This window comes from Achromobacter sp. 46006, assembly GCF_059761975.1.
The window spans coordinates 19083-36361 of the sequence record NZ_JCBANN010000034.1 but is presented as its reverse complement, the minus strand read 5'-3'; the positions used below and the strand labels follow the sequence as shown (position 1 = coordinate 36361).

Below are 17279 nucleotides of genomic sequence, written 5' to 3'. Positions count from 1 at the left end.
TCTGGCTTCCGCGCGCAGATTTGGAGAGATGCTTGGGTGGCCAGAAGATTGCGGAATCCTGGGCGCCGCTGGTGCGCCCGACGACGCGACTCATCTCGTTGCGCTCGTATCTCTGACACGGTCTACGAAGAAGACCGGATTAGCCCCGCATAGACGCCACGCTGCGCCAGCAGTGCTTCATGGGTGCCACGTTCCACGATCCGCCCCGATTGCAGCACCAAGATCAGATCGGCGTGGCGAACGGTCGATAGCCGGTGCGCGATTGTGATGGTGGTCCGGTTCTTCGACAGGGCGTTCAAGGCTTGGGTCAGCGCTCGCTCGGTTCGAGCATCGAGCGAGCTTGTGGGAATTTCAATCCCGCTTTCGGCGGATAGGGTTATGCGTGCGAAGCCGTCGCCGGGACGTTTGCCCATCTTTTTACAGTGCGTGCGGCGCGTAGGCTCTATGCCTACGTGGAAGATTATCGGGAACCTGGTGGTCGTCCAGTCCGGTCATGTGCCAGCCAACCCGCAGCAAGCCAAATATCGACACCGCGCGCAGCCAGTGCAGGATACTGAGGGACGCTGGGTCGCGTTCGATCGTTTCGGGACGGGCCTTGGGTTTTCGATGATGTGCGTGGGGACGAGCAGCGGCTTTTCAGTCTAGCGAGATGCCGGACTCTTGGGCCACACGCCGCCATTTTCCTTGCTCGGTCGCAAGCATGTCACGGAATTGTCCGGCTGAGCCCGGCGACACTTCCACGCCTCTTGCGGTCAGCTTTTCCCGCACATCGGGCATATGCAATACGGAGTTCAAGGCTGCATTGAGCCGTTGTACTACGTCAGGCGCCATGTTAGCGGGTGCGAATACGCCCATCCACCCTTCCGCGGCCAGGTCCTGGAAGCCCAGCTCTGTCAGGGTGGGGGTGTCCGGCAGGTCTCGCAGCCGTGCGGGGGAGGGCGTAGCCAGCGCGCGCAGCTTTCCCGATTTGATATGAGGCAAGGCGACTGCCGCGGTTTCGAAGGTGAAGTCGACCTCGTTCGCCAACAATGCGGTCATTGCCGGCGCGCTGCCTTGGTAGGGGATATGGGTCGCTCTGATCCCGGTGCGTGACAGGAACAGCTCGCCAAGCATGTGATTGGTTGATCCGATGCCGAACGACGAAAAGTTCAGGCGATCGGGTTGCGCCTTGGCCCGGGCGATCAGGGATTGCACGCTGGTGATGGGCGAGGAGGCGGGCACGACCAGGACAAAACTGACGCTGCCCACTTCGCCTATTGGCGTGAATTGCTCGAGCACGTCGTACGGCGCCGTCTTGCGTGTCACCGGGTTGATGATCATCTCGGCGCTGGTACCAAAGAACAGTGTGTTGCCATCTGGGGTGGCGCGCGCCACGTTCAATGCGCCCAGCGTGCCGCCGGCGCCGCCCCGGTTCTCGACAATCGTGGGTTGGTTCAGGAACGAGGGGAGCTTTTCCGCAATGATGCGGGCGGCCCCGTCGGTGCCCCCGCCTGGAGGAAAGCCGACTACCAGGCGTAGTGGGCCCGCGGGATTGCCGGTGGCGCCGGCCTGGGCGGCGCATAGCGCGCTCAGGCACAGGAAGACCAAACGGAGCAGCATTTTCATGGGGTTCTCCAAAGGGAACGGGTATGTCCCAAAAGGGGGGGCGAACAATGGCGTTACGGTTGGGCCGCGCGTTGACGCACGCCTTCTTCATGGGCCGCCCGTTCGGCGGCGCATACGCTGGACCGGGTGCCGACCCGCTGCAGATAGGCTTCCAGATGGGGCCATGCGGCGGTGTCGATGTCGTGGGCGCGGGTCCACATGGCGATGGTGTAGCAGTGCGCGTCCGCAATCGTGAAGTGGCGGCCCATCAGGAAGTCCCGTTCCGCCAATTGGTCGTTGAGCCATTGCAGCCGGCCTTGCAGATACTGGCGGGCGATCAATTTGTACTCGGGCGGCGTGGTGGCTTTGAACAGCGGCATGAAGCCGCCTTTATGCAGATCCGCCGCGATGAAGCTCATCCACTCCATGATGCGGTAGCGAATCAGCGACCCGGGCGGCGCGAACAAGGTCGTGCCGGGCTGTTGGTCGGCCAGGTATTGCATGATGACGGCACCCTCGCTGAGGTACTGCCCGTCGGGCAATTGCAAGGTGGGCACCGTACCCTTTGAGTTGATCAGCAGGTAATCGGTCCCATCAGCCAACCGCTTGGTGCGCATGTTGACCCATTGCAGGTCCAACGCAATGCCGAGTTCGCGCGCAACGATATCGACCGCCAGGGAGCAACCCCGTACCTCGTGATAGAACTTCATGTCAGTTTTCCCAGGTGACGTGCCAAAGCTGCAGCGGGATGCGGGGCTGCTCGGCATCGGATTGAAACTTCGGTCTATCTTTAAATCGTAGTACCAAGATAGAAAAATAATTAATTCAGTACTACAATTCTTGCGTGACTCGAGGTTGTTTCCAACTAGGGGAAACGCTTGTCTCGCCAATGGCCTGACGTCGGCGGCTTCTTGAGCCATATCGAAGGCCAGCCGGCCTTTGGTGAGCGCCGGGGGGCGGTCGGGACCGGCCGAGCACTTATTTCCTAAAAGGGGAAGGAGGACATCATGCAAGGCACGATCTTGGTGGGGACTGCGGGGCAGGGCATATTGCGAAGCAACGACAACGGCGCGAGCTGGCATCGGCTAGGTCTGAAGGAGGCGATCGAGTTTGACGGCGTCGTGCGCTGCCTGGCGGTCGACCCGTCCGACCCCGCCCGTGTGTTCGCCGGCGCGGATACCGGTATCTGCCTGAGTACCGACGGTGGGGCGCACTTCCAGCGGCTGGAGTCGCCGGCCAATGGGCAGACCGTCTGGGCCCTGGCATTGGATCCGAGCAATCCCGCGCTGATCTACGCGGGGACCGGGGCACCGTCGCGTGCGCGCATGTTCCGCTCCGCCGATGGCGGCCAGACGTGGGAAACGTTGCCGGTCGAGTTGCCGGAGTTCTGTGCCGGTGTGAATCGGCCGCGTATCCTGTCGATTGCCGTGGACCCCGCCAATGGCGAGGTCTGGTTCGGCGTCGAGGAGGGCGGCGCCTGGCGCAGCCGTGACCGGGGCGATTCCTGGCAGCGGATTGATTCGGCAGCCAACGGAATCGTCAGTGGCGACATCCACGCCATCAGCGTTTTGCCGGCGCGCGGTACGGCCCCGCGCACGCATCTGATCTGCACCGTCAATTCGGTCTACACCAACGTCGACAGCGGCGAAGGCGCCTGGCAGGGCGCCAGTTCGGCGGATCGCTTCGATGGCATGTACTACACCCGCACGATCCAGCCACTGCCCGGGGGCGAGGACACCCTATTGTTGGCGGCCGGAGATGGCACGCCTGGCACGCGGACGCGGATATATCGCTCCGAAGACCGTGGCCGCACTTGGACCTGCGCGATTTTGCACTCGACGCCGAACTCGACCTTCTGGGCCTTCGGCGCGCATACGGCCGATCCGTCGCTCGTGTTTGCAGGCACGAAGTATGGGCATTTGTTCCGGTCGATGGATGGCGGGCGCAGTTGGTTCAAGGAGTGGCGTGATTTCAGTGAGATCACAGCCGTGGCCTGGACACCGTTCGTCGCGCCAGTCAAGGCCCACCCTCAATCCAGATTACAGAGCCCGTCCACTTGACCGCCTCGGCGCCGCCGCGCCGGCCGCGTCCGCGGTGGCGGCCATTCCAGTCCCATTCCATTTCCTGAACAAGAGACGTACCGTATGAAGACCCCCAATTTCAGCGCCTTCCATATCCGCAAGTGGTATCTCCAGATCGAGGATTCCCTGGCTGGAGAAACCGGAGCCCCCGCGGATGGCGAACCTCTGCGAAAGATAGTCATTGCCGCTTGTCTCCACAATCCCTATGCCGGCCGCTATGTCCAGGACCTGTCCGCGTGGATCGACGCTTCGCCCGAGCTGGGGCGCGAGTTTGGCCGTCGCATTCGAGAGGCCGCCGCGGGACGGGCGATCGAGAGCTATGGCAAAGCGTGCCTGGTGGGGATGGACGGCGAATATGAGCATGGCAATGCCTTGCTCACCAATCCCGCGGCCAACCCTGTGCGGGAAGGCGTCGGAGGCGCGAAATCCTGGGTGCCGTCCACCGGCAAGCGGGGGACGCCCGGCACGGCCATCGATATTCCCCTGGCGCACAAGGACGCGCTCTATGTGCGGTCGCATTACGACACCGTCACGGCGCAATTCAACGACGGCCCGAACCGTGATGAAGTCGTACTGGTCTGGGCGTTCGCAACGAGGGGGCGGCTGAACGCGCGCCTGGGCGGACTGCGCGCTTCCGACGTGAAGGGGCTCGACGGTCTGTGCTGAGCTGGCTGGATTCAAGGAGAGGAATATGAATCGCCGCGACTATACGTTGACGGTATCCGGGCTGGGCCTTCATGTCGTTGAATGGGGCGACGTCGACGGCGATCCCATTGTCATGCTCCATGGCATCCGGGGCTACGCCGAGACCTTTTCGTGCCTGGCGGCCGCGTTGCAACCCGGCGTGCGCGTGATCGCCTTCGATCAACGCGGCCGCGGCGACTCCGATTGGGACCCCGACTGGAATTACTATGTGGACGCCTATGTGGCGGACCTGGAGGGCGTTGTCGGGCAATTGGGCCTGGCACGATTCGATTTGCTCGGGCATTCGCTGGGCGGCATCAACGCCATTGTGTTCGCGGCGAGGCATCCGCAGTTGGTCCGCCGGTTGGTCATCGAAGACGCGGGGCCGGGCGCTTTCGAAGTCAGTGCGGGGGCCTCGCGCATCTGCCAGGAACTCCAGACCACGCCCAAGCGGTTTGCGTCATGGGACGAGGCCGCGGCGTTCATGCGTGCGTTGCGTCCCACTGTCAGCGAGGCGGCGCGCCAGGAGCGTTTGGCCAGCATGCTCAAGCCGGTGGCGGAGGGCGGCTTTACCTGGCGCTACGACCATGCGGGTATCGCGGCCACCCGTTTGAACCCGGATCCCGCGCGGGTCGTGGACCTGGAACCCTATGTGCGGGCGATTGCGTGCGATACGCTGGTGGTGCGCGGCGGCAGGACGGACTACCTGCAGCCCGACATGGTGCGGCGCATGTGCGACCTCAATCATCGTCTTCGATCGGTCGAGATTCCGGATGCCGGCCATTATGTTCACGATGACCAGCCTGTCCTGTTTGCTGAAACGGTGCGGGCATTCCTGAGAGGCCAGCGCACCGCGCAGGACTGAAGAGAGAGGTGACGCGAAAGGCCCCTCAGGCCGCAAACAGCCCGCCGGCCCACATGCTCCGGGGGGCTGCTGCGTCGCTCCCTTAGCCAGCCAGATTTCCGGGCGCCGTCGCCAGCACCTTTTGATAGATCGCGATGGTGTTTTCCACCGCGGTCCGCAGTGCCGCCGGCGAAGAGCCAACCCAGTCGTACCCCTGGCCAATCATTCGCTGGCGAGCGTTGTCGTCTTTGCCCAGGTTTGCTGCAAGTGCCGCGATGCCATCGCAGATGGGCGCGGGAGTGCCCGCAGGCCCGAACAAACCGAACCAGCCGCTGAAGTCCAATTGCCGCACCTGCTGTTCCTCGAAGGTCCTGGTATCTGGAAAAACCCTGGTACGCGTCTCGCCCGTCACGCCGAGGACGCGAACCTTGCCTTCGCGGGCCAGGCTTTCAAGCGCGCTGCTGGTCAGGAACACCGCATCGATGTGGCTGCCGAGCAGATCGGTGACCGCCTGGCCGGAACCTTTGTAGGGGACATGGGACAACTTGGCGCCCGTCGATTGGGCCAGCAACAGGCCATACAGGTGCGCTGACGAGCCGGTGCCGAAGGTGCCGTACGTCAAGGCCTGCTGGCGGGCGTCGGCCAGGAATTCATCCAGTGTCTTCCAACGCGACGAGCTGGCCACGGCCAGCACATTGGCGGTGGTCGCCAGCAAGGTGACGGGGCTGAACTCCTTGGTGATTTCGGCGGCGGTCGTCTTGGCAATGAGCGGTCCGAGTACGTGCGTGCTGGATGTGCCCAGCAACAAGGTCGTGCCGTCGGGCTTCTGGCGTGCAACGTGGCGCGCGGCGATGGCGCCGTTGGCGCCAGGCTTGTTCTCGACCACGAAGGTGGTGCCGGGCGCGTGCGTCTGGGCGAAGTGGGCGAATTCGCGCGCGAGCTGATCGGCGCCTCCCCCCGGGGCAAAGGGCACCACCAGCGTAATCAGCGCGGGTAGCGGTTGGCTCTGGGCCTTGGCCAGCTTGGTCCGCCCCAAGGCGCCCGCCGCCATGAGGCCCAATAACCCTGTGGTGAAAGATCTGCGTTTCATGACCGCCTGCTCCTGGTGTGGGGATCGGCCGCGGCAGCGCCCGCCAGCCGTCCGCGAACGTGAATGACGGTGCAAATCGTACTACTAAAAGCTAGAAAATTATATTTTGGTACTACAATTTAATGGATAACACCTAGTGTTGTCGGATCCGCAGTACCTGTAGAGCCGTACGCCCGGCTTGGCGGACGTGGTGCAGGGCGGCCTTGCCGGCGGCCGCTTCGTCACGGGCCTTGAGCGCTTCGAAGATCTGGGTCAATTCGTATAGGGTTTCGGGCAGCCGGCTGGGCGCGGACAGGGAGGTGCGCCGCAACAGCACGATGCGGTTGTGCAGTTGGCGCAGCATGCTGCCGAGCAGGCGATTGCCGCACCCGGCGGCGATCGTGTCATAGAACGTATCGCTCAGGGCGACCGTCTGCTCGACGTCGCCACGACGCGCGGCCTCGGCAAGGGCGTCGAAGGTGGTTGCCAAGGTCTGCATGTGCTCGCTGCGCGCGCGCAGCGCGAAGCCGGTGCAGATCTGCGCTTCCAGGATGCCTCGCACTTCGTAGATCTCTTCCGCTTCTTCGTAGGTCAGCACTGCGACCACCGGGCCGCGATTGGGGATGATCTCGATGAGGCCTTCGGCCTCGACCTGGCGTAGCGCTTCGCGCACCAGTGTGCGACTGACGTCGAGCAGTTCCATCAACTCCCGTTCCTTGAGGCGTTCGCCCGGCTGGAATCTGCCCGAAAGAATGGTTTTGCGCAGCGCGTCTTCCGCTTGCCGTCGCAGCGGGGTCGAAGGGACGTCCTGTTCGGTGGGTGAGCGCGCGTCCTGCTTATCGTTATTCATGGAGTGTCATACCGGAATTTGCTGTTCTCTCAAGGCGATCATACGAAAATTGTATGGCATCGCGCAGCTAGCCCGTACGTCGTTTCCGTCCCGGCGCTTGAGCTGAGTACGCCGAGCGCCGTGCGCGAGGGGCGCAGCCACGATGCCCGCGCCTTCGCGCACGAGCCGGCACGCCAGGTTCATGTCATTGCTTTCCGGTTGCTTGCACGGCGTCGCGTTGCTTGGCGTCCCGATCCAAGCCCGTGCCTGACCATCCCGCGCCCAGCGCCTTGTACAAGGCAATCCCACCGCGCAGTTGCGCCAGTTGACTGAGCGCCAGGGCATCACGTGCCTGGTTCAGGTTGCGCTGCGCCGTCAACACCGGCAGGTAGGCGCTCAGCCCGCGCGCGTAGAGCCGTGTCGCCTGCGTCAGGGCGTGTCGGCTGTCGACCACAGCATCCTGCAACGCGGCTTGCCGTTGGCGTTCGCTGGTCCACGCTGTCAACGCGTCCTCCACGTCGCGCAGCGCGGAGCGCACGTCCCGCTCGTAGACGCGCCGCGCCGCGTCGGCGTTGGCCTGTGCCGCAGCCACGCCCGCCTGTGCGCGTCCTGCATCGTAGAGGGATTGGCTGCCCTGCAGCGCCGCCGACCACGCCAGGCTGGCGCCCGAGAACAAATCGCGGATGACGCTGGCCGTGGTGCCGATACCCAGGGGAATGCGGAACGTCGGGAGGCGTTCGGCCTGCGCCACGCCGATTTGAGCCGTGGCGGCGGCTAGGCGTCGTTCGTCCGCTCGCAGGTCGGGGCGTTGGCGGATGACGTCCGACGGCAGTGACAGCGGCAAGTCGGCGGGCATGGACAAGGCTGGCGCGGGCGTGGCCAAGGCCGCTTGCCAGTCTCCGGGAAAGCCGCCCGCCAGTACGCCGATGGCGTGACTGAAACGGGCGATGTCCGCTTCCAGCAGAGGGGGTTGCGCCTGGGCCGCTACGCGTTCGGCGCGGGCCAGGGTGACGTCGGCCTGTGTGCCCAGGCCGCCGCCTTGCGCTCGTTCGGCCAAGCGCTCGGCTTCGAGCAGCGCGCGAATGTTGTCGCGCGCGATGGCCAGGCGACGCTGCGCGGCACGCAGCCCGGCGTAATCGGATACCAGTTCGGCCACCAGGCTCACTTGCAGCGCGCGATGGTCCGCGGCCAGCGCCTGGATGCCGGCGTCGGCCGCCTCCACCGCACGGCGCGTGCCGCCGAACAGGTCCAGTTCCCAACTGGCATCGAATCCCAGGTGCCAGCTTCGCGCCCGTCCGCCGGGCTGCGAGCTGAGCGCCTGACTGCTGCGCACGGCATCCCCGCGCGCTCCGGCCGATACCTCCGGCAGGGCGGCCGTGGCGATCTGCGCGCGTTCGGCGCGTGCCTGGCGCAGGCGCGCCAAGGCGATGTCCAGGTCCTGGTTGTGCGCCAGCGTCCGGTCGACCAACTGGTCGAGCAGGGGGTCCTGGAAGGCGCGCCACCAGGCGCGCAGGCCAGTGTGATCGCCGCCGGGCATCGCGGCCTCGGCCTCGATCCAGTGCGCGGGGACGTCCAGCGTCGGCGCGTGGTAGTCCGGGCCGGCCAGGGTGCAGCCGGTCAGGACCGCCAGCAGCGAGGTCTGCAGCAGCGCCTGCCGAAGGCGCGGCAGCGAGCAGGGCGGGGGTGTTTGCATGGCCCTGCCCTCACAGCCAGCGATGCAGCAGCGAGATCAGCCGGCCCTGGGGCGCCGGGGCGCCTGCCGATGGCGCCACCTCGATGCTGCCGGTCATGCCGGCCGCCAGTACGACTTCGTGCGGCACATGCTCGAACTCGATGCGTACCGGGATGCGCTGCGCCAGCCGGACCCAACTGAAACTGGGTTCCACGCTCGGCAGGCCCTGCGCATCGGCCTGCTGATTGGTGTCGGTGATGCCCCGGCCGATGCTTGCCACCCGGCCCGACAGCACCTGGTCGAACCCCATGAGGCGGATTCGTGCCGCCGCGCCGGGCTGGATGGCGCGCAGTTTGGTCTCCTCGAAATAGCCGGTGATCCAGAAGCTGCGGGCATCGAGCAACGCGATGTTCGGCTGGCCCGCGACGGCGTAGTCGCCCTTGTTCAGGCGCAGGCGCGTGATGTAGCCGTCGGTCGGCGCGCGCAGCACGGTGCGCGCCAGGTCCAGCTTCGCTCTGTCCACGGCGACCTGCGCACTGCGCAGCTCGGCCTGGGCGATAGCCACTGCCTGGTTGGCGCGCTGGATCTCCTCGGCTGGCACCAGGCTTTCCATGCCGCGGCGTCGCCGCGCCTCCCCGGTCTTCTGGCGCAGGGCGATTTCTGCCGCCGCCAATTGCGCTTCAGCCTGAGCCAACGCCAACGTGAAGCTGGCGTTGTCGATGCGATAGAGCACTTCGCCCTGCTTGACGTATTGATCGTCCGTCACCGAAACGTCGGCGACGGTGCCGGACACCTCGGAGGCGATGCGCACGATCTGTGCGCTGACCCTGCCATCGCGAGTCCAGGGCGCGACGACGTAGGCGCGCCACAGCGCGCAGACCAGAAGGCCGGCGGCGATGACCACGGCAAGCGTCAGTCCTGCCCGCAGCAGAGTCTTTGCGGGGAATGAGCGTTCAGACATAAAGCACCAACAGGGAAACGAGGCAAAGGGAAATGGCGAACTCGAACAGGCCCGGATGCCACACCCGGCGCAGCACGCCGCTGCGTGCCAGCATGAAACGAAGGCCCAGGTAGATTGGCAGGGCCACGCAGGCATAGACGAAGAAGGGAGGCAGGTAGACGCCGGCCAGCGGGAATTCACTGAGCATGGACATGGCCTCCAAAGGGCGGGGAAACCTCGACCGCATGGCGCTCCAGCAGCGCGGCGACGTCCTGCAGAACAACCGTCGATCGCTGCTCGTCGTGCGTGGTGGCGCTCGAGCGCGGGGGCAGGCGCGTCAAGGTCTGCGCCGCGCGGCGGGCCAGACGCGCGGCCCGAGCGGGGTCATCGGCCCGCTGGCGCATATGGCGCAACGCGCTGGCCACCACGCGTGGCCATTCGGCGTCCTGAGGCGCCTGGCGCACCCAGCGTCGCAAACGCAGCACTTCCCGGCCCAGATGCTGGCTGGCCAGGGCCTGCGCGATGGCGCGATCCATCTCCTGCGGTTGTGCCCTGAGCAACGCGCCAAGTTGCGCGATGCGGTGTTGCTGGCGCCATTGCCATGCGCGCGCATCGGCGGGCTGGCCGCGCAAGGTTGCCAGCGCCTCATCGCGGATGCGCTGGCGCAGGCGCGTGGCGTCGCGCGCCTGGTTGCGCGGCAGCACGATCCGGAAGCCCAGCAGGGTGAAACACGTAGCCAGCACCCAGGCCGCCGCGCTATTGAGAAACGATGCAAAGTCGTAGCTCATGGGGTTGTTGGGCGCCGCCAGTGTCGTGAACGCCACCAGATAGGCCACGGCCCCCGGGGCGTAGCGGGGCATCGTGGTGGCGTATACACCAGGCAACCAGAACAGACTCAGGGTAACTAGCAGCAGCGGCAGGCCCGAGACGTGTGGGAGCACGATGAAAGAGCACAGGAAGGCCATCGCCACGGCGGCCGCCGTGCCCTTGATGAATTCGACCGCACCCAACGCGGGATCAGGCGCAGTGGAAAGCAGCGCGCATGCCGCCGCCAGCCCCGCCAACATCAGGTTGCCTTCCGTCCATCCCGTGGCGATCCAGAAGGCACCTCCCATCACCACCGTCAACATGGCGCGCACGCCGTTCTGGATGGCCGCCACGGTATCGCGGTGGAACGGCACGCGCACGCGCGCCGGCGTTGGCCTGGGTTGGTGGAAGCGCTCGATGCTGTCGATGGCCTGCAGGTAATCGTCGAGTTGCTCGATCAGGCGATCGCCCGCGATCATCATCGCGGCCTGCTCGGCGGGATCATCCAGCGACGTCGCGGCAAGGGCGGCCACCAATCTGGCGCGCAGCGCGCTCAGTCGTCGTCTGGCCTGCGCTCTTGCGGACGGGCCGGGTTCCTGCGCCAGAGCCTGTCCCGCCTGCCGCCATGCCCGCTCCCAGTCCGGCTGCAACGCGTCCAGCGCCGCGAGGCTGGGGCTGTGTTCGCGCAGGGGCGGCACGCCGCCCACCAGGGCGGAAAACAGCGACGCCATCGCGTGCCGCAGCGTGCCCGCCCGATGGGCCAGATCGGCAGACTCGGCCTTGCCCAGCGCCAGCAGATCGTCCATGCCATAGACCTCGGCGATGAGAGAGCGACGTCGGACATCCAGGGGCTTGGTGTCCGGCGCCACGCTGCTTTGCAGGGCCTGATGGTGGGTCGATAACACGTCGGCGGTCGCGGCGGCCAGACGGTCGAGCAACATAGCCAGGCGGCTGTGCACGCTGCGGTTGCTGAACAGCGCGGACACCACGGCCAGGCAGACCACGCCGAGCAGCACGGACGAGCCGCGCCCCATCACCTGATCGAAGGTGCGTTCAGGATGTTGCATGGCGCCGAAGGCCGCCAGGCCCACGGTATAGCCCGCCAGCGAGGCGCCATAGGCCCGGAAATGCCGCAGCAGGGTCATGCCAGCCACGCATACCCCTAGCCAGGCGCCGAAGCCGAGCAGGAAAAGCCAGGGCATTTGGCCGAAGGCGCTCATCAGGACGAAGGCCGCCAGCATGCCGACCAGCGTGCCCAGTACCCGCCACACCCCCTTGCCGATCACGCCGCCCTGGATGGGGTTGATGACCAGCAGCACGCTGGATGCCGCCGCGTAGGGCGCGTGCAGTTCCAGCAGATAGGCCGACGTCAGGGCAAGGCAGGCGGCCAGGATTGAACGCATCACATAGGCGGCGCGAGGCGTGGTCAGATCGAGATAGGGCAGCCCTCGCGCCAACCCATCCCGAAGCCGGGACGGGCGTGGAGAAACGCCTGAAGCCGCGTCACGCAGCCTTACACAACGCACGGGATACCCTTCTGCAGTGATCAATACGAATCACTGTAGGCAGGTGCAATCATTCCGAAAAGTGAATTTATCGCAACCTTATGATTGCGTGAAACGCATGTGTTGGCCCACGCGTGCCGTTATGGTTTGGCGCGCTTGGCCGCTTGCGCCCGGCTCTCGGTGCAAAGCGTATGAATCGTCTGCCGCAGCCATTGGTGGGCCGGATCGCTATCCAGGCGCGGGTGCCAGGCCTGTGTCAGCAGCACCGTTTCGAGCGGCGTCGGCAGGTCGAACAGGCGGACGCGCAGGCCCGCGGCCAGCGCGCTGCTGGCCAGATGCCGCGGCAAGGGCAGCAGCAGGTCGGAATCCTGAAGCGCGAACAGCGCCGTGTACGGATTGGGCACCACCAGGGCGACATGCCGACGCAGCCCCTGCGCTTCCAGCGCGGCGTCGAGCGGCCCGGCGGCCTTGCCGCGCCGCGAGACGTTGATGTGTTCCCAGCGCGTAAGGCGTTCGGGCGTGATCTCGTCGTCGAATATCGGGTGATTGGCTCTAGCGGCGCCCACGAACGTCGTGGTGAACAGGGACTGCACGCGAATCTCCGGTCCGAGCTTGCGCGAGGCGCTGATGAACAGGTCGATGCGGCCGCTGCGCAGCGCATCGTCGTCCACGTCGTCTTCCTCCGGCGAAAAGCGCAGCATCGCGCGCGGCATCTCGCGCGCCATCGCGTCCAGCAGGTGGCCCAGGTGGATGCTCACGAACTCGTCGGTGGCGCGGACGTTGAAACGCCGATCCAGCGACTTCAGGTCAATGTCGACGCCGGCGGTAAACACCTGCGAGGCCTGTTCGACCGCCGCCCGCACTTGTTCGCGCAGTGCCAGCGCCTTGGGGGTGGGCATGAGCTTGCGGCCGACCTGGACGAACACCGGGTCGCCCAGCGCTTCGCGGATGCGGCTCAAAGTGCGGCTCATCGCCGGGGCGCTCAGGTGCATGCGGCGCGCGGCGCCGATGACGCTGCCTTCATCCAGCAGCGCGTCCAGCGCCAGCAGCAGATTGAGGTCGGGACGCGGCATGGATGCCCCTATCTTTGATTACATTGGTGCAATCATATGTTCTTTTGAATGACGGCTGATGCATGCGTCGGCGAAGGCGTATGCATTCAATACCCGACGGCTGGAAGCGTTGTCTCGCATGGCCTGGCGCCCAGAGTGCGCCGTGGCCGCACTCCATCGTGGCGAGTTGTTGCGGTTCGGCCTGAGGGCCGGCGAACTCGCCGCTATGGCGCTTTCATCTCCTTTTTCTCCGCTTTCTCTTTTTTCTCCTTTTTTTCGCCGTCGTAATGGGACTTGATGGCGAGAAACATGCCCGTGCCCAACACGAGGAGCTTGAACGTACCGAAGATGACAGGGACCCAAAAATTCATCATTTCCTCAAAGTGCGGCGCTTCAGATCCCAACGCAAATATCCATACGTGTATTTAATTTGTATGGATATTTGTCAATGAAATTAGGAAAAAAGCCATACATAAATATAAAGCATGTCTGGCCCATGCCGCCAAAAACAAACGTGTCTTGGCTGCGACTCTTTGCCGCAGGTGTTGATCATGCACGGCAAGGGCCGGCTCAAGCGCGATGGAAACGAACGCTCGTACGCTCAGGCGGCGGTCCTGTGCGCCCCGGTGGCCGATGCCGCCGATGGCCCTATCGTGTTCCAGCGAGGCACGCAGCAGGCCTGCGCGCAACGCTACACGCCCGACTCGACCTTCAAGGCCTGCGAGCCCGGGGCGGCCAGCGGGCCGGGCGCTCGCGCGGGATCATTGTGGCTCGCATGGAGTGCGCTCATTGTTTATGGTCGTCAACGGAATGAAGATCGCGACGCACAGGCCGCATTGTTTCTGCCGATCGGAGAAGTCGAGGCGAATTTGCGCGCCTATGCGGTTCGCGATCGTTTGAACGATGGACAGCCCCAGGCCCGACCCCTGGTGAGGATTGCCGAGCGCGCGGTAAAAGGCATCGAATACCCGCGCCCGGTTGGCCAGCGAAATGCCGGGGCCGTTATCCGCGATCCGCAACTCGGCAAAACCGCCGGATGCCTTTATCGAGAGATCGACGCGCCCTTGCTCCGGGGTATAGCGGATCGCGTTATCGACCAGGTTCCTGACCATGAGGAAGAGATCCAGCTCGCTGGCCCATATTTCGACGTCCTGGGCGCCCTCCACGCCGATGTCGATATGCTTGGCTTCGGCTAGCGGCATGAGGTCTTCCAGCACGCGTCGGAATACATGCTGTGCGGACACTGGCACCGGTGGAGGCGTCGTCGGCGCCTGCGCCTTGGCCAGTGCAAGCAATTGGTCGACCAGGCTACGGCCCCGTTCTATCCCCTGCCTCAGTACCGCCAGCCGTTCGCGCGCCACGTCGGACATGTCTGCCCCCGCCAGTCGCTCGGCCTGCAAGGAAAGCGCTGTCAACGGAGAGCGCAGTTCGTGCGCCGCATCGGCGAGGAAACGGCGCTGTGACGCCATCGCCTGAGCGACACGTTCCAGCAAGCGATTGATCGCCACGGCGAAGGGGCGCACCTCGACAGGCAAATGGTGGTCTTGTACCGGATGCAGCGCTTGTTCTTCCCGTAGATCCACTTCTCTGGACAGGGCGGCAATGGGACGGAACATTTTTCGGATCAGGTCGCCGACGATCAGAAGCAGCACGGGCACCAGGATCAGGAAGGGCATCACGGTGCGCAGCGCGCCATCGCGCGCGATCTCGTTGCGGAAGTCGGCTTCCTGGGAAACCGCGAAGCGTTCGCCGGAAGCGCCGGTCCTGATCATGACGCGGAAGGACTCCCCTCCCAACTCGACGGTATGCAGGCCATCGGCCAGGGTGGCCGGGATCGGGAGTTCCTGTTCGCCTTGCGCCGCCGGTGTGCCAGAAGGCGCGCCCAGCCGCTGGACCGTCACGCGTGCGTCTTCCGTGCTCTCGTTTTGCGGCATCGCGGCGGGCTGGGGAGCCAGCGACAGATGTTGCCGATCCACGAGCTGGGCGATCTGCCGCAACAGATCGTCCTGCAATTCGTGGGCCTCGTCCAAGGCCGAGGCAAATGAGAAGATGCCCGCCACCATGGCCACCACGAGGATGGACAGCGACAGCATGAACGAGAGCTTGAGTTGAACGGACTCGTTCAAGCGCCTTTTGAGACCATCCATCCGAGCCCCCTGACATTCTTGATGATTTCGCTTCCGAGCTTGCGCCGCAGTGCGTGGATCAAATACTCAACGGCGTTGCTTTCGACTTCTTCGCCCCACCCGTATATGCGATCCTCCAGTTCGCTGCGCGAGAGAATGGCTCCGGGCCTGGCCAGCAGGGCTTGCAGCAGCGAGAACTCGCGATTGGAGAGTTGCTGGGCGGCGGCGCCATTGACACGCGCCTCTTTGGTGGCCAGATCGAGGGAAACCACGCCATTGCTCATCATCGGTCCGGATGCCCCGGCTTTGCGGCGCAGCACGGCGCGCATGCGGGCCTGCAGCTCCGTCATCTCAAAAGGCTTGAGCACGTAATCGTCGGCTCCGCCATCCAGGCCGCGCAGCCGGTCATCGAGGCCGTCCCGAGCGGTGATGATGATCAGCGGCACGCCGTTGTCGCCGGCGCGGACATCGCGCAAGACCTGAAACCCGTCCTTGCCCGGCAGGCCAAGGTCCAGCAGGAGCAGGTCGTAATGCTGGCTGCCCAATGCCGCCAGCGCGCTTTGCCCATCCCGCACCCAATCGACCGCGTACGCGGCGTCCTTCAATGCGCCTTGGACCGCCTCGCCAATCATGAGATCGTCTTCGACCAGCAAAACCCGCATATTTTCTCCAGGCAGTCCGGGTAAGCGGCTCAAGGCAGCATCGATCTGAATACGCCGTCTTTGAGCGCGAAGTGGTGGTAGAGGGCGGCAACCGCATGAATACCCGCCAGCCAGATGATGGCATCTCCCAGGAAGGAGTGGATATCGCCCCAATCGGTCATGCCAAGGATCGGAGCGGACGCGATCCAAGGCAGTTCGGTAATGCGCAAGCCGCCCAGCAGCGTCAGTGGTTGGCCTTCCGAAGCCAGTGTCAGCAAAGCGGTCAACGGCAATGCAAACAGCAGGGTCCACAAGGCTATGTGCATCAATCTGGAGGCCAGATGCAGCTTGGGTTCGAGCTTGTGATCAGGCGCGCCCGAGCGCACGGCAACCCACAACAGGCGCAGAAAGGTCAGGGCAAAGATGCTTATTCCCAACGTTTCGTGCCACACGATGTCCAGTCGTGCGCCGGGATCGCCATTGGCATGGACCAGGCGTCCGAAATCTCCGGGGCCGAGAACAAAGGCGGCAAGAATGAGGATGACGGTGAGCCAGTGAAAGGTCTTGCTGATTCCGTCATAGTGAATGGCTTCGGTCTTGCTCATTTTCTCTCCTGGAATTCGCCGCGCCGCTTGCGCCGCGGCTTAAGTTCAATGCGCGGTCCTGGCTGCCTGTTGCTTGAAGAGCAGGATGGCGGCCAGCATGAATGCCAGCAGCGCGGCCGACGCCGAGTAGCGATCCAGCGCCAGACCGCCAGCGCTCAGGGGTTTGTCAAGAAAGTCGCCCACTACCGCGCCAAGGGGGCGCGTAAGGATGAAGGCCGCCCAGAACAGGAGAGTGCGTGACACCCTGGTGCGGTAATACGCGATCGCCACGAGGGCCAGCAGGCCGCCGAAGACAACGGCCGCGCCGGTATAGCCCAGGCCGGCGGTGTCGGCGGTCCAGTCGCCCAGCGCGGTGCCCAACGTTTGCGAGAGCATGATCGTGAGCCAGTAAAACGCCTCCGCCCGCGGGGAGCTGACCGTGTTGACCGCCACCGAGCCAAGCGTGCGCCGCCACGCGAACAGTGCAGCGAGCAACAACGCGAGCAACAGGCTCGAACCGCCTGCATAACCTATTCCCAGCGAACGATCGGTAAAGTCGGCGAGCGTCGTGCCGACCGTGGTTGTGGCGATGATCGTAATCCAGTAAAGCATGGGATGAAAGCGCCGGGCCTTGACCTGCGCGGCCACGGCCACCAGGAAGATAAGCGCAAAAATGGCTGTGCCCACCAGGTAGCCCAGGTTCATGGACATGGAGACAGCGTCGCCGCCGGTTTCGCCCAGGGTGGTGGCGGCAATCTTGATGAGCCAGAACCCCAGCGTTAACGCCGGTACTTTGCAGAGCAATTCGTGGGAGCGGGACGCGGACAATCGGCTCATCGGATTCTCCTGGTGTTTGCGCGA

The 17279-nt window shown here is 64.7% G+C and carries 18 protein-coding genes and 1 pseudogene; 4 read left to right on the top strand and 15 right to left on the bottom strand.

What is annotated here, in order from left to right:
• Positions 1 to 122: 122 nt before the first annotated feature.
• The 3 genes from AC6LKG_RS16840 to gstA form a co-directional block, all read right to left on the bottom strand.
• Positions 123 to 413 carry a hypothetical protein gene (locus tag AC6LKG_RS16840; RefSeq protein ID WP_498166078.1) on the bottom strand — a complete coding sequence of 97 codons (291 nt, stop codon included), beginning with the start codon at positions 411 to 413 and terminating at the stop codon, positions 123 to 125.
• 223 nt (positions 414 to 636) lie between these two features.
• Positions 637 to 1605 (bottom strand): Bug family tripartite tricarboxylate transporter substrate binding protein, encoded by a 969-nt coding sequence (locus AC6LKG_RS16835; protein ID WP_498166077.1) that lies wholly within the window; start codon positions 1603 to 1605, stop codon positions 637 to 639.
• A 53-nt stretch (positions 1606 to 1658) separates the two neighbouring features.
• Positions 1659 to 2294, bottom strand: a complete 636-nt coding sequence (gene gstA, locus AC6LKG_RS16830; RefSeq protein ID WP_498166076.1) for a glutathione transferase GstA — start codon at positions 2292 to 2294, stop codon at positions 1659 to 1661.
• A gap of 297 nt (positions 2295 to 2591) precedes the next feature.
• Here gstA and AC6LKG_RS16825 point away from each other — a divergent pair, with 297 nt between their 5' ends.
• The 3 genes from AC6LKG_RS16825 (at position 2592) to AC6LKG_RS16815 (ending at position 5214) form a co-directional block, all read left to right on the top strand.
• The gene (locus AC6LKG_RS16825; protein WP_498166074.1) at positions 2592 to 3644 is read left to right on the top strand and encodes a WD40/YVTN/BNR-like repeat-containing protein; all 1053 of its coding nucleotides are present in this window, start codon (positions 2592 to 2594) and stop codon (positions 3642 to 3644) included.
• Positions 3645 to 3728: 84 nt separating this feature from the next.
• Entirely contained in the window at positions 3729 to 4331 is a 603-nt protein-coding gene (locus tag AC6LKG_RS16820; protein ID WP_498166073.1) for an amino acid synthesis family protein, read from the top strand.
• Positions 4332 to 4356: 25 nt separating this feature from the next.
• A complete protein-coding gene (locus AC6LKG_RS16815; protein WP_498166072.1) occupies positions 4357 to 5214 on the top strand; it encodes an alpha/beta fold hydrolase in 858 nt (285 codons plus the stop codon).
• A gap of 82 nt (positions 5215 to 5296) precedes the next feature.
• Here AC6LKG_RS16815 and AC6LKG_RS16810 read toward each other — a convergent pair whose 3' ends face one another.
• From AC6LKG_RS16810 to AC6LKG_RS16775, 8 genes are all read right to left on the bottom strand, one after another.
• Positions 5297 to 6283, bottom strand: coding sequence for a Bug family tripartite tricarboxylate transporter substrate binding protein (locus AC6LKG_RS16810; RefSeq protein ID WP_498166071.1), 987 nt, complete (start codon positions 6281 to 6283; stop codon positions 5297 to 5299).
• A gap of 133 nt (positions 6284 to 6416) precedes the next feature.
• Positions 6417 to 7112: a GntR family transcriptional regulator gene (locus AC6LKG_RS16805; RefSeq protein ID WP_498166069.1), complete on the bottom strand. Its 696-nt coding sequence runs from the start codon at positions 7110 to 7112 to the stop codon at positions 6417 to 6419.
• Between the two features lie 184 nt (positions 7113 to 7296).
• The gene (locus AC6LKG_RS16800; protein WP_498166068.1) at positions 7297 to 8784 is read right to left on the bottom strand and encodes an efflux transporter outer membrane subunit; all 1488 of its coding nucleotides are present in this window, start codon (positions 8782 to 8784) and stop codon (positions 7297 to 7299) included.
• A gap of 10 nt (positions 8785 to 8794) precedes the next feature.
• The gene (locus tag AC6LKG_RS16795) at positions 8795 to 9724 is read right to left on the bottom strand and encodes an HlyD family secretion protein (protein ID WP_498166066.1); all 930 of its coding nucleotides are present in this window, start codon (positions 9722 to 9724) and stop codon (positions 8795 to 8797) included.
• Positions 9717 to 9911 carry a DUF1656 domain-containing protein gene (locus AC6LKG_RS16790; protein WP_498166064.1) on the bottom strand — a complete coding sequence of 65 codons (195 nt, stop codon included), beginning with the start codon at positions 9909 to 9911 and terminating at the stop codon, positions 9717 to 9719. The genes AC6LKG_RS16795 and AC6LKG_RS16790 overlap by 8 nt, the downstream gene beginning before the upstream one ends.
• Positions 9901 to 11913: an FUSC family protein gene (locus AC6LKG_RS16785; RefSeq protein WP_498166063.1), complete on the bottom strand. Its 2013-nt coding sequence runs from the start codon at positions 11911 to 11913 to the stop codon at positions 9901 to 9903. The genes AC6LKG_RS16790 and AC6LKG_RS16785 overlap by 11 nt, the downstream gene beginning before the upstream one ends.
• Before the next feature lie 242 nt (positions 11914 to 12155).
• Positions 12156 to 13088, bottom strand: a complete 933-nt coding sequence (locus AC6LKG_RS16780; protein WP_498166062.1) for a LysR family transcriptional regulator — start codon at positions 13086 to 13088, stop codon at positions 12156 to 12158.
• A 203-nt stretch (positions 13089 to 13291) separates the two neighbouring features.
• On the bottom strand, positions 13292 to 13471 hold the full coding sequence (locus tag AC6LKG_RS16775) for a hypothetical protein (RefSeq protein ID WP_498166060.1): 180 nt from the start codon (positions 13469 to 13471) through the stop codon (positions 13292 to 13294).
• Between the two features lie 198 nt (positions 13472 to 13669).
• Between AC6LKG_RS16775 and AC6LKG_RS16770 the strand changes: the two are divergent.
• A pseudogene (locus AC6LKG_RS16770) lies at positions 13670 to 13834 on the top strand (class D beta-lactamase); the annotation flags it as partial.
• Here AC6LKG_RS16770 and AC6LKG_RS16765 read toward each other — a convergent pair.
• The 4 genes from AC6LKG_RS16765 to AC6LKG_RS16750 are packed head-to-tail and all read right to left on the bottom strand — an operon-like array spanning position 13829 to position 17255.
• A complete protein-coding gene (locus AC6LKG_RS16765) occupies positions 13829 to 15214 on the bottom strand; it encodes an ATP-binding protein (RefSeq protein WP_498166058.1) in 1386 nt (461 codons plus the stop codon). The pseudogene AC6LKG_RS16770 and the gene AC6LKG_RS16765 overlap by 6 nt on opposite strands.
• On the bottom strand, positions 15190 to 15855 hold the full coding sequence (locus AC6LKG_RS16760) for a response regulator transcription factor (RefSeq protein WP_498166056.1): 666 nt from the start codon (positions 15853 to 15855) through the stop codon (positions 15190 to 15192). The genes AC6LKG_RS16765 and AC6LKG_RS16760 overlap by 25 nt, the downstream gene beginning before the upstream one ends.
• A gap of 29 nt (positions 15856 to 15884) precedes the next feature.
• Positions 15885 to 16439 carry a cytochrome b gene (locus AC6LKG_RS16755; RefSeq protein ID WP_498166055.1) on the bottom strand — a complete coding sequence of 185 codons (555 nt, stop codon included), beginning with the start codon at positions 16437 to 16439 and terminating at the stop codon, positions 15885 to 15887.
• A gap of 45 nt (positions 16440 to 16484) precedes the next feature.
• Positions 16485 to 17255 (bottom strand): COG4705 family protein, encoded by a 771-nt coding sequence (locus AC6LKG_RS16750; protein ID WP_498166054.1) that lies wholly within the window; start codon positions 17253 to 17255, stop codon positions 16485 to 16487.
• Positions 17256 to 17279 lie beyond the last annotated feature (24 nt).

What these genes read in the sequence shown, in the direction of transcription:
- AC6LKG_RS16800 (WP_498166068.1), bottom strand. Translation starts at nt 8,784, where the DNA reads ATGCAAACACCCCCGCCCTGCTCGCTGCCGCGCCTTCGGCAGGCGCTG.
- AC6LKG_RS16805 (WP_498166069.1), bottom strand. Translation starts at nt 7,112, where the DNA reads ATGAATAACGATAAGCAGGACGCGCGCTCACCCACCGAACAGGACGTC.
- AC6LKG_RS16835 (WP_498166077.1), bottom strand. Translation starts at nt 1,605, where the DNA reads ATGAAAATGCTGCTCCGTTTGGTCTTCCTGTGCCTGAGCGCGCTATGC.
- AC6LKG_RS16755 (WP_498166055.1), bottom strand. Translation starts at nt 16,439, where the DNA reads ATGAGCAAGACCGAAGCCATTCACTATGACGGAATCAGCAAGACCTTT.
- AC6LKG_RS16820 (WP_498166073.1), top strand. Translation starts at nt 3,729, where the DNA reads ATGAAGACCCCCAATTTCAGCGCCTTCCATATCCGCAAGTGGTATCTC.
- AC6LKG_RS16785 (WP_498166063.1), bottom strand. Translation starts at nt 11,913, where the DNA reads ATGCGTTCAATCCTGGCCGCCTGCCTTGCCCTGACGTCGGCCTATCTG.
- AC6LKG_RS16810 (WP_498166071.1), bottom strand. Translation starts at nt 6,283, where the DNA reads ATGAAACGCAGATCTTTCACCACAGGGTTATTGGGCCTCATGGCGGCG.
- AC6LKG_RS16840 (WP_498166078.1), bottom strand. Translation starts at nt 413, where the DNA reads ATGGGCAAACGTCCCGGCGACGGCTTCGCACGCATAACCCTATCCGCC.
- AC6LKG_RS16815 (WP_498166072.1), top strand. Translation starts at nt 4,357, where the DNA reads ATGAATCGCCGCGACTATACGTTGACGGTATCCGGGCTGGGCCTTCAT.
- AC6LKG_RS16750 (WP_498166054.1), bottom strand. Translation starts at nt 17,255, where the DNA reads ATGAGCCGATTGTCCGCGTCCCGCTCCCACGAATTGCTCTGCAAAGTA.
- AC6LKG_RS16765 (WP_498166058.1), bottom strand. Translation starts at nt 15,214, where the DNA reads ATGGATGGTCTCAAAAGGCGCTTGAACGAGTCCGTTCAACTCAAGCTC.
- AC6LKG_RS16780 (WP_498166062.1), bottom strand. Translation starts at nt 13,088, where the DNA reads ATGCCGCGTCCCGACCTCAATCTGCTGCTGGCGCTGGACGCGCTGCTG.
- AC6LKG_RS16760 (WP_498166056.1), bottom strand. Translation starts at nt 15,855, where the DNA reads ATGCGGGTTTTGCTGGTCGAAGACGATCTCATGATTGGCGAGGCGGTC.
- AC6LKG_RS16795 (WP_498166066.1), bottom strand. Translation starts at nt 9,724, where the DNA reads ATGTCTGAACGCTCATTCCCCGCAAAGACTCTGCTGCGGGCAGGACTG.
- AC6LKG_RS16790 (WP_498166064.1), bottom strand. Translation starts at nt 9,911, where the DNA reads ATGCTCAGTGAATTCCCGCTGGCCGGCGTCTACCTGCCTCCCTTCTTC.
- AC6LKG_RS16825 (WP_498166074.1), top strand. Translation starts at nt 2,592, where the DNA reads ATGCAAGGCACGATCTTGGTGGGGACTGCGGGGCAGGGCATATTGCGA.
- gstA (WP_498166076.1), bottom strand. Translation starts at nt 2,294, where the DNA reads ATGAAGTTCTATCACGAGGTACGGGGTTGCTCCCTGGCGGTCGATATC.